General features: G+C 67.2%; 4 protein-coding genes and 3 pseudogenes. 2 read left to right on the forward strand and 5 right to left on the reverse strand.

What is annotated here, in order from left to right; all coding sequences use genetic code 11:
• Positions 1 to 884: 884 nt before the first annotated feature.
• From ACFWWR_RS47625 to ACFWWR_RS47640, 4 genes and pseudogenes are all read right to left on the reverse strand, one after another.
• Positions 885 to 1291, reverse strand: a pseudogene (locus ACFWWR_RS47625) (MFS transporter); the annotation flags it as partial.
• A gap of 232 nt (positions 1292 to 1523) precedes the next feature.
• Complete coding sequence (locus tag ACFWWR_RS47630; protein WP_384310608.1) at positions 1524 to 2339, reverse strand: oxidoreductase; 816 nt, start codon at positions 2337 to 2339, stop codon at positions 1524 to 1526.
• A 110-nt stretch (positions 2340 to 2449) separates the two neighbouring features.
• Entirely contained in the window at positions 2450 to 5656 is a 3207-nt protein-coding gene (locus ACFWWR_RS47635; RefSeq protein ID WP_384310609.1) for an amidohydrolase family protein, read from the reverse strand.
• Between the two features lie 1390 nt (positions 5657 to 7046).
• Positions 7047 to 7608: pseudogene (locus ACFWWR_RS47640) on the reverse strand (transposase family protein).
• 107 nt (positions 7609 to 7715) lie between these two features.
• Here ACFWWR_RS47640 and ACFWWR_RS47645 point away from each other — a divergent pair.
• The gene (locus ACFWWR_RS47645; protein ID WP_383878542.1) at positions 7716 to 8258 is read left to right on the forward strand and encodes a GNAT family N-acetyltransferase; all 543 of its coding nucleotides are present in this window, start codon (positions 7716 to 7718) and stop codon (positions 8256 to 8258) included.
• A 117-nt stretch (positions 8259 to 8375) separates the two neighbouring features.
• Positions 8376 to 8843, forward strand: a complete 468-nt coding sequence (locus ACFWWR_RS47650; RefSeq protein ID WP_384310611.1) for a GNAT family N-acetyltransferase — start codon at positions 8376 to 8378, stop codon at positions 8841 to 8843.
• Positions 8844 to 8992: 149 nt separating this feature from the next.
• Here the strand turns inward: ACFWWR_RS47650 and ACFWWR_RS47655 are convergent.
• A pseudogene (locus ACFWWR_RS47655) lies at positions 8993 to 9274 on the reverse strand (IS5/IS1182 family transposase); the annotation flags it as partial.

Below are 9274 nucleotides of genomic sequence, written 5' to 3' on the forward strand. Positions count from 1 at the left end.
CTCCTTGCCGATCCCTGATGAGGCACCTGTCACGAGTGCCACCGGCCGAGTTGCCGCCATCACGAGCTCCCTTGGTTTTGGAATACGTCCGTATGTCTTACGTCCGTATGTCTTACGTTCGTACGACCATAGGGTGGTCGTCGGTCGATGGCAAGTGGTCACGTCCGGCGATCCGAGAAAGGTCCGGGAAGTGTGGGGTGCGGTACGGGAAAGGCCACGAGCGGACGACGAGCCGGAAACCGCCGACTGACCGTCTGTGCATAGTCTCTATTGGCCCACCTTGCTGATTTTTCTCCCTGTATGCCTGCCTGGCTACCGCGTCGGCGAACCGCGAGCTCCGGTCCTGCGTGCATCGCAAGAGACCCCTACCGCCAGGAAACAAGGGGCGGCCTGTCACGACAGGCCCCGCGAGACAGCGCAAGGCCCCCACAAGCTGACGCAGGGAGCAGAACGGTCCAACTGCCCTTGTGCTCCTCGTCGAAGATCCGCAAGGCTGGATTTTCAACAGCGCTCTACAAGCCCCGGTCGTTCTCCCACGCGACCCAGTTCCCCGTCGAGCGCGGGGTCGTCCGGCAAGTCGGTGGCTGCGGCGACGATCTCGGGAAGATGCCCAGTCACCGCCTGAGCGGGAACGGATCAGTACGAGGCCGCCGGACCACCGGCCCACGAGCGCCCGGTAGTCGTCCCACTTGGGCTCCGCCGCATGATCCAGCGTGAGTACGTGGTCGGCGGTGGGCGTGGCGAGCACCGGATCCGGCAGGGACGAGGTCGAAGGCATGGTCAGCCGATCCGGGCACGGGCCTCGTCCGGATGCGCGGGGGGGTACGTACTTCACGGCGCCAGGTGGGGCAGCCGGGAGACGCGCAGGCTGGCGGCGTTGATGGCGCTGAAGGAGCGATGACGGAAGAGGCGCATCGGCACAAGGGCGTCACGATGGCGGCCCCGACGCTCTGCACCGCTCGGGCGGCGATGAGTTCGCTCATCCCCGGTGCGAGCGCGGCCGCGGCGGAGGCGGCGGTGAAGATGCCGAGCCCGAGGACGAACAGCCGTCGCCGCCAACCGGTCACCCAGCGAGGCGCCGAACATCAGCAGGACCGCGAAGGTGAGGGTGTAGGCGCTCACCGTCCATTCGAGGTCCACAAGTCCGCCACCGAGGTCCTCACGGATCGAAGGCAGGGCGGTCGTGACGAAGGTTGTCCAGCGCGGTGATGCGTCCGGCCAGGCTGGTGGTGGCCACGACCCATATGGTGGTGCCGCTCCGGGCGGACCGCTGGTGTTGCTGCTGTGACATGACTGTCCTACGTCGGACGGAACGAGTGACTGATCAATAGAGGGCAGACCAAGGGCCTGAGCCGGATGGGAATGCGGTGCCGGTGAATGCGGTGCTCGGGGCGGGCGGCGAGCACCACGGCCGCCCATGGGTCCACCGTGCTGACGCCTCCGCCGGTCGGGCAGGCGGACGCGGCCCCCGGCGTGGGGGAGGTCGTCCGGGTCAGCCTGCCGATGACGTTGGGGAAAGTAGGTCAGCCGGGCAGCTGGTTGAGTTTGCGGATCTGCTGGTCGAAGACGCGGGCGGGGACGAGGCGGCGGGCTTTGCTGACGCGTGAGGCCACGGGGCCGGCGGTGTAGCGCAGGTTCGGCTTCTTGTCGGTGGCTGCCTCGACGATCACCTTGGCGACGACGGCGGGGTCGTCGCCCTTCTCTATTGCCGCCACCATGCCCTCGTCGAAGGCGCGCCGCCGCTCCGCGTACAGAGGCAGCGGGGTGTCGGGCTGCGCGGCGTTGGCATCGAAACCTGTCTTGGTGAGGGCGGGCTGGACGAGGAGGACCCGGACGCCGTGCTCGCGCACCTCGTGGTCCAGCGACTCGGAGTAGCCCTCGATCGCGTGCTTCGTCGCGACATAGAGGGCCATGAAGGGCTGGGGGGTGATACCGAGGACGGACGAGATGTTGATGACGCGTCCGCTTCCCTGGGCGCGCATGTGCGGCAGGACGGCCTTGGTCATACGGATGACGCCGAAGACATTGACGTTGAAGATGTTCTGGGCCTGGGCGAGGGAGTTCTCCTCGACGGCACCGGCTGAACCCATACCGGCGTTGTTGACGAGGACGTCGATCCGCCCGAACCGTTCGATCACCTCTCCGACCGCGGCGGTGGCCGAGTCGTCACTGGCCACGTCGAGGTCGAGGTACGTCACACCGGCGGGCGGGGTGAGTCCGGAGGTCTTGCGGCCGGTCCCGATCACCTCGAAACCGGCCGTGACGAAGGCGCGGGCAGCCTCCTTGCCGATCCCCGATGAGGCACCTGTCACGAGCGCCACCGGCCGAGTTGTCGCCATCACGAACTCCTTGAACAAGTGGATTACGATCGTTTGCCTTACTGTCGTAAGGCTATGGGGTGGGGAGGGCGGCGAATGGCAAGTGGTCGACCTGATCCGCCGGACAGCCCCTAGACGTCGAAGGCGTGCTGGGAACAACAGGGTTCGCGGCGCAGCTCTCGGCTGACGGTGAGCCAGTCGGTGTGGTCGGCGGTGCGTTGTTCAGCCGACTTGGTGGCGAACGTGCCGACCAGGTCGTCCTGGCGGAGCACAACGCCGTCGCGCATGACCCACGAGGTACGGATCAGGTCATCGAAGTTGTGGAAGGGGTTGCCGTCGATCGCCACGAGGTCGGCGAGCTTTCCTGGTTCCAGGGTTCCGAGGTCGTCACCGACTCCGAACAGTTCTGCGGGGATGGCAGTGGCTGTGCGCAGTGCTGCCGCGGCGGACAGGCCGGCGGAGCGGTGCAGGAGGCGGAGGCCGAGATGGAGGTGGAGGCCGGTGGGGGTCAGGGGGGCGTCGGTGCCCAGAGCGAGTGTGCCGCCGTCGGCGACGATTTTCCGGAAGACGGCCGCGTCCTGCTCGAGGGCCCGTGTGGCGGCATCGCTGGCTGGGGCCGCCGCGATTCCCTGGACGAAGGCGGTGTCCCAAGGTGGCATGAGCGTGGTGACGCGTGGGTCCTTGGCCGGTGAGGGGTCCGTCATGAGCAACGCCAAAGCGATGAACGGCGTGACAATGATCTTGAAGTCGCCGCCCCGGTACATCTCGTGGACATCCTGGTAGGCGTGCCCGGTCGGGGAGAAGCTGTGTCCGTATTCGGCACGCTCGGTGGCCTGCAGATGAGTGCTGAGGTCCTGGCCGACGGCTGCGCCTGGTGACAGGAAGTGGCTTCCGCAGAGGACCCCGAGTTCCTCGTGGGCGGTTCGGACGGCCTCCCGCATGATCCAGGTGGGCGCGCGTACGTAGGTTTTGACGAAGTCGTAGTCGAGTGCGACCGCCCGTTCCAGAGATCGCCTGACGCCGTCCTGGGTCCGGTGGGCCCTGCCCATGCTGTAGGCGACCCGGCTGCCGTCGATCAGTTCCCCGGTGGCGAACAGGCGCGGTCCGGTCATGCTGCCTGCGGCCACGGACTCGCGGATGCGCACCGCCTCGTGGGCGAAACCGCCGAGCGAGACGCTGCTGGTGATGCCGTAGGCGAGCATGAGGCTGTTCTGCCGGCCTCCGTACGTGTACTGCCACGGGTGCATATGGGAGTCCCACAGTCCCGGGATGACGGTGGAGCCGGACGCGTCGATCAGCTTCTCGCCCGCCGCTGCCCGTGCGCGGTGAGGTTCGACGGCGGTGATGCGGTTGTCGTGGACAACGATGTCGATGTCCTCACGGACCGTCTCGCCGGTCCCGTCCCACAGGCGTCCTACGTGCACTCTGGTGACGTCGGAACGGGAGGGCAGGCGGCGGCGGTACCGCAGCGGCACGGGGATGGTGCGTCGGCCGGTGCCGTCGCGTTCGATGAGCCTGAGCCGACCGCTCGATTCGTAGAGCAAGCTGCCGGAGTCGCCCGACCAGGAGGGGTGGTCGGCGGCCTCGTCGGTAAGGCGCGATGGATCACCGGCCGGTGTGCCGTCGGGGTGCACCGGCATGACCCACAGCGCGGACTCCATGATGAACGCCATGGCCGAGCCGTCCGGCGACCATACCGGGCCGCCGTGACCACGGTCGGACAGGGAGGCGTGCGGTGTGGGCTGATGGGCGGTCCACTGCCCGGTACCGGTGTCGACGACGCGGATGACGTTGTACCCCTCGCGGAACCGGGGGTTGAGCCGGTTGCGGTCGCAGAACGCGATGTACTTGCCGTCGGGCGACCAACTCGGGGGACCGGGCAGGCCGTTGGCACCGAGCGGCGCGACGAGCGTCTCCTCGCTTCCCGTGGCCAGGTCACGGATGAGGAGGTTGCCCGTGGAGTCGTGGCAGGCGAGTCGGGAGCCGTCGGGAGAGAGCACGGGGTGCAGGCGGCCTCCGGTTGCCAGCACATCGGTGCGATCGCTGCCCAGCCAGTGACGGTGGACGCTGATCAGGCTGCCGTCCGCGCCTCCTTCACAGGAGAACAGGACGCTCTCTCCGTCCGGTGCCCAGGACGGCATCTGCACATAGGCGGACGCGTGCGCCTGCACCAGCTTCCGGGGACGACCGCCGATCGGCATCACCCACAGGGCGTTGAGTGCGGCGAAGGCAACCGATTTCCCGTCGGGAGAGAGCACCGGAAGGTGGATTCCCCGCACCTGACGGTCGACCAACGAGTCGAAGTCGTAGCGCTTTTGGCGGTACTCCGGCCGGGAGAGGCTCAGTGACGCTGTGAAGGGGATCTGTTCCGGCGCGGACTGTGCGGTGCCCGGACGCCGGACCTTCACCTGCCCGTCGGCGACATAGAAGAGCTCACCGTCGGGGGTCCAGCAGGGCGGGAACGGAGAGACGTCCTCGCCGTCGGTCAGGGCCTCGCCGTCCACCATGAGGATGGAACTCGCCGCATTGAAGGGCGCGGCGAAATCGCCCACGTGGACGTAGGCCACCCGGCCGTCCGTGGCGATCGCCGGACCGACCAGCGTGCCCGCGTCCACCGTACGTACCACCGACACCTCCCCGCCCCCGGCAGGGACAGAGGCCAGAGTCCGTCCGCCGCCGGCCTTGGCTCGGACGAACATCAGCACGGTGCCGTCCGGGTGCCAGGCCGGGTCGTAGTCCTCCACCTCCGCATCGTCGGTGAGCTGCGCCAACTCACCCGACCGCACATCCACCGTCCAGATGCCGTAGGAACTTCCGGCTACCGGATCCCCGCCGCGCTCGGACGAGAACGCGATCCGCGAACCGTCGGGCGACCAGGCCACACCCCGGTCGTCCCAGGGGCCGGATGTCAGCTGACGTAGACCGGAACCGTCCGCAGCCATCGTCCACACATGGAACCCGCCCCCCTGATACGCGCAGACGGCGATCCGCGAGCCGTCGGGCGACCAGGCCGCACGGGTCGGTTCCAGGTCCGCCGGGGTCAGCGCCGTCGCCGTCCCGCCCGCACGCGGGACCGACCACAACGCACCCTGCACCGCGGCGATCAGCCGGCCGCCGGCGGGTGAAGCGGACACAAACGCATTGGTGCCGGCGGTGAACTCATAAGTCATGGCCGGTGCCGAAAGCGCAGCCGCACCGTTGGCGGAGGAGGAAACAGAAGAGGAGGAAGCAGGAGATGACGAGGCTTGTCCTGAAGGCAGCGAAACGGCTGCGCCGGCCAGCCCGCCCAACCCGACCCTCAGAGCGCCTCGACGAGACATTTCATCGTGCTGATCCATCAATCCTCGCAAGTAATCAGTGCATCGGCAGTGGCCCGGCAGACGGGATCGGGCGTGGCTGGCCACTCTTTCTCCGTCGGCCGGACACCTGCCGACACCTCTTTCTTTCTATGGAAGTACGGTGCGGTGACCGGGCCCGGCGGTCGCTCCTGGGACAGGGAATCGGCCGCCGGGCCCGTCCAGCGCGCCAATCCCCGTCCCCACGGGTCGGCGCGCGGCGGGGCCGTCCTCCTCCGCTCTGGGATACGGCCCCTGTCTTTTCGCGATGACTGGCGCCGGTATGCCGAGCTACCGGTATGCGCATCGCATTCCGTTGACACGGGTCCTCGGCGCGGCCCTCGCCGACTTGGGAGGCGGCCAGAGCGGCGCCGACCGGGTCGGCGCCTCTGAACTTGCCGCGCGGGCGGCGTCGTTGAGGAGCGCGGCCACTGTCCGGTCGGCGCTCCCGGCCTCGGTGATCGCAATCGCCACGTCATCCTCCTGCGGTGGGGCGCGAGTGGACTGAGCACGTCCGACGCTACGGAGGGAGGCCCGGAAGCGGATCCGTCACCGTATCCGTCAGCACGTCACCAGTTGGGGATGAAACGAGGTATCGCGAGTGGCTCCGGCGACAGCAGACCTTTAAGCCTTCAAGCAAATGGACCTGTACGGAGGCGCCATGACCGGGCGACCCTTGAGAAATCCTTGACGCCGCTCGTCAGGGCGACGCGGAAGCCCCGATGCTGTGGGGTGACCCCGGTATCGGCAAGACCGCCCTACTCGAATACAGGGCCGAGTCCGCCGCCGCGGACTTCACTGTGCTGCGATGCCGGGGTACTCGGTTGGAGTCGGACCTGGCGTTCGCCGCACTCCACGAGTTTGCTGTGGCCAGTGACGGAGCGGATCAGCGCACTCCCGAAGCCGCAGGCCAACGCCTTGAGCGGGGCACTCGGCCACAGCGGTGACGTGACGGACCGGTTCCTGATCAGCGTGGCGGTACTGACGCTCGTCGGTGCGTTGGCCAAGGAGCATCATGTCGACGACGCTCAGTGGCTACGAGCCCTCTGGACAGTGCCTGGCCTTCGTGGCTCGCGGCCTGCGCAACGAGCCCGTGGCCGTGCTCCTCACCGGACACGACGATCCCGGCGAGGGCCCCCTGGGAGGAACTGGCGGCGATGGAGGTTCGGGGGCGGGACGACGAGGACGCCCGGCGCCTCGCCGGTGCCGTCGCTCCCCACGCGGACGAGGCGGTGATTTGCCGCACGGTCCGCGTGGCGGCCGGCAATGCAGTCCGCGCCGACGCCGCTGACGTCCCGAGGTGGGATCAGTCCGCCCACGTGGGGTGTGGGCTAAAGGGTGTTGCACACGGCTGTGATCAAGCAGCCTGAGGCGGGCGGCTGGGCTTGGCGGGTCATGCGGCGAGGGCGAGGTTGTGCATGCGGGCGACGGCCTGGACCGCGTGATGGAGGCCGTCGCCTCGTTGCCGGCAGTCGCGAAGGATCTTGTAGTTCTTCATGCGGGAGAAGACGTGCTCGACGCCTACGCGGACTTTGCGGTGGGCGGTGTTGTCCTCTTCCTCGCCCTTCAGCAGTGCCCGTCCGGGCCGTTTGCGATGCGGGACGATCACACCGGTGTTGATGTAGGCACCGTCGCCGAGCACGGCCACACCGTGGCAGTGCTCGGCCAGACCGGAGTCCCGCCATGCCCTGGCATCGCCCCAGCCGCTGGATCACACGGCATACGGTGGAGGAGGAGACACCGAACAACGGACCCAGCTGCCGCATGGTCAGGTTCGTCCGGTAGTACACCGCGACCATCAGCACCCGATCGGCAAGCGGCAAAGACCACGGCCGGCCCCGCAGGGTGCCGTTGCCGCCCCGCTCCCGCACCACCTTCAACAGACCCGAAAACTGCGTCAGCAGCCCCGTGAACGTCTCCACCCACACCCGTTCAGCACGTAACACCGCGGCCATACCCAAGAGATGCCCAGCTCACAGCCTTGTGCAACACCCGTTAGGGCGTGTATCGAAAGTGCCTGGTGAGGATGACGGAGAGCCCATTTGTGATCCAGAATGATTGGATGGTCACGCTTGAGACTCCCCGTTTGATTCTGCGTCGCTGGCGCGAGGAAGACGTTGCGCCCATGGCTGCCGTCAATGCCGACCCCGAGGTCATGCGGTGGATCCGTGACGGCAGCGTCCGTGACGAACAGCAGACTCGCGACGGGGTCCAGGCATGGGAGAGGGAGTGGGAGTCACAGGGCTTCGGCCTGTTCGCCGTGGAGATCCGGTCCACTGGCGAGCTGGCCGGGTTCACCGGCCTTTCGGTGCCCAACTTCTTGCCGGAGGTACTGCCGGCGGTTGAGGTCGGCTGGCGGCTGGGACGTTCCCACTGGGGGCAGGGCTTGGCCACGGAGGCCGCTGCGGCCGCTGTACGGTTCGGGTTCGAAGAGCGAGGGCTGGATCGGATCGTCAGCATCACTCAAGTGGGCAACGACGCCTCCGAACGGATCATGACCAAACTGGGGATGTATCCGGTCCGTGAGACCGTCAATCCCACCTGCGGTCGGCGAGTCCGGGTGTTCGAGTTGCCGTCGGACCAGTACGTCACAACCACTCGTTGAAGGCGGCAACGAGGACGGTAGCCTCGTAGCGGACCGCGAGTTTGTCGTGCCGTTCCTGGTGGCCACTGCTCGATGTCTCCGTGCGGAACTTCGCGTGTAACGGCCAGGGCGCCTGCCATGATCGTCACCATGGGGATACACATCGCAACGGCCGGGGTGGCCGACTTCCATCAGGTCCTGACTGATCACCCCCGTTACTGGGGTGAACGCGACCTTCGGTCGCTACACCTTCTTGCACTAGTGCAGGAGTTTGGTTCCACCTGCTTGGTTGCCCGGGCCGAGGACGGAATCCGTGGGTACATCTTCGGGTTCGTCACCCCGGACGGCACCGGGTACGTGCATCTGATCGCCACGCGTGACGACTCCCGTGGCACCGGTCTCGGGCGTCGTCTGTATACGGCGTTCGCCGAAGCAGCGGAACGTCACGGTGCACGGCAGTTGAAGGCGATCACGTCAGTCGAGAACACCGGCTCGATCGCCTTCCACCGCAGCCTCGGCTTCGACACGAAGATCGTCGATGACTACAACGGCCCCGGCCAGGCTATGGCCGTCTTCCACCGAGATCTGCCGCTCAACGTCTCGTAGCCCTGACCAACCAGCCGTCACTGGTAATCGCTCCCCAGGCCGTTGGTTTCACCGACAGCCAACAGCGACGATGGCTGTCCCCTGGTGAACAGGGCCATCGAAGTTCGTGACCTTCTTGGTGTTCCGAAAGCGTTTATCGAATGTGCTGGTCACAGCCACTCGTTGATGGCCGCTACGAGGACGGTCGCCTCGTAGCGGACCGCGAGCTTGTCGTACCCCGTGGCCACGGAGCGGTGGCTTTTTGAGGCGATTGATGCCGCACTCGACTGCGTGCCGAGCCTGTAGTCTTCCGGGTCGAACTCCGGCGGACGGCTGCCGCGGGAGCCGCGTTTCCTTCGGTTGCGGGCCTGGTCGACTTTGTCCGGGATGGTGCAGCGAATGCCACGTCTGCGCAGATAGGCGCGGTTCTTGCGGGAGGCGTACGCCTTATC

Source organism: Streptomyces sp. NPDC058678 (genome assembly GCF_042714835.1).
Taxonomy (GTDB): domain Bacteria; phylum Actinomycetota; class Actinomycetes; order Streptomycetales; family Streptomycetaceae; genus Streptomyces.